This window comes from Exiguobacterium sp. SH1S1 (assembly GCF_004337245.1).
Taxonomy (GTDB): domain Bacteria; phylum Bacillota; class Bacilli; order Exiguobacteriales; family Exiguobacteriaceae; genus Exiguobacterium; species Exiguobacterium aurantiacum_A.
This window is the reverse complement of sequence record NZ_SJUZ01000024.1, coordinates 1-784: the sequence shown is the minus strand read 5'-3', so window position 1 is coordinate 784 and position 784 is coordinate 1. Positions and strand designations below refer to the sequence as shown.

Below are 784 nucleotides of genomic sequence, written 5' to 3'. Positions count from 1 at the left end.
TTGGTCCCAAACCAAGTGCTCTACCAAGCTGAGCTACTTCCCGTTATAAATGGTGCACCCTGAGAGATTCGAACTCCCGGCCTTTAGATTCGTAGTCTAACGCTCTATCCAGCTGAGCTAAGGGTGCGAGACGAATGATTCCCAATGGGATATATAGATGGTACCGAGGGCCGGACTTGAACCGGCACGAGGAAACCCTCGCAGGATTTTAAGTCCTGTGCGTCTACCAATTCCGCCACCCCGGCAAGGTATAATTAGTGCGGTAGACTTTTTTTAAAAATGGTGCCGGCGAAAGGATTTGAACCCTCGACCCTCTGATTACAAGTCAGATGCTCTACCAACTGAGCTACACCGGCAGGTGTAAATGGTGGAGGATGACGGGATCGAACCGCCGACCCCCTGCTTGTAAGGCAGGTGCTCTCCCAGCTGAGCTAATCCTCCGATATGTATGCCTGGCAACGTCCTATCCTCACAGGGGGAGACCCCCAACTACTTTCGGCGCTGAAGCGCTTAACTTCCGTGTTCGGCATGGGAACGGGTGTGGCCGCTTCGCTATCGCCACCAGACATATATGAGATTAACATTATCTTTACATAATGTCAAACTTTTTTTGAAAGATTACTCTCTCAAAACTGAAGATTCATCAATACAAACCAATTCTAGATCAAAGCCTCGACCGATTAGTATCATTCAGCTCCACACGTCGCCGTGCTTCCACCCATGACCTATCTACCTCATCGTCTCTGAGGGGTCTTTCTTGATTGCTCAAAGGGAAATCTCATCT

At 49.2% G+C, this 784-nt stretch carries 4 tRNA genes and 2 rRNA genes; all 6 read right to left on the bottom strand.

The features are described from left to right. Positions 1–50: 50 nt before the first annotated feature. Positions 51–127: transfer RNA gene (locus EVJ23_RS15060), tRNA-Arg, on the bottom strand. 31 nt (positions 128–158) lie between these two features. Then, positions 159–245: transfer RNA gene (locus EVJ23_RS15055), tRNA-Leu, on the bottom strand. Between the two features lie 35 nt (positions 246–280). Continuing rightward, positions 281–356, bottom strand: a tRNA-Thr gene (locus EVJ23_RS15050). 9 nt (positions 357–365) lie between these two features. After that, positions 366–441, bottom strand: a tRNA-Val gene (locus EVJ23_RS15045). Between the two features lie 9 nt (positions 442–450). Further along, positions 451–566: ribosomal RNA gene (rrf, locus tag EVJ23_RS15040) — 5S ribosomal RNA — on the bottom strand. Between the two features lie 94 nt (positions 567–660). Continuing rightward, positions 661–784: ribosomal RNA gene (locus EVJ23_RS15035) — 23S ribosomal RNA — on the bottom strand; the annotation flags it as partial.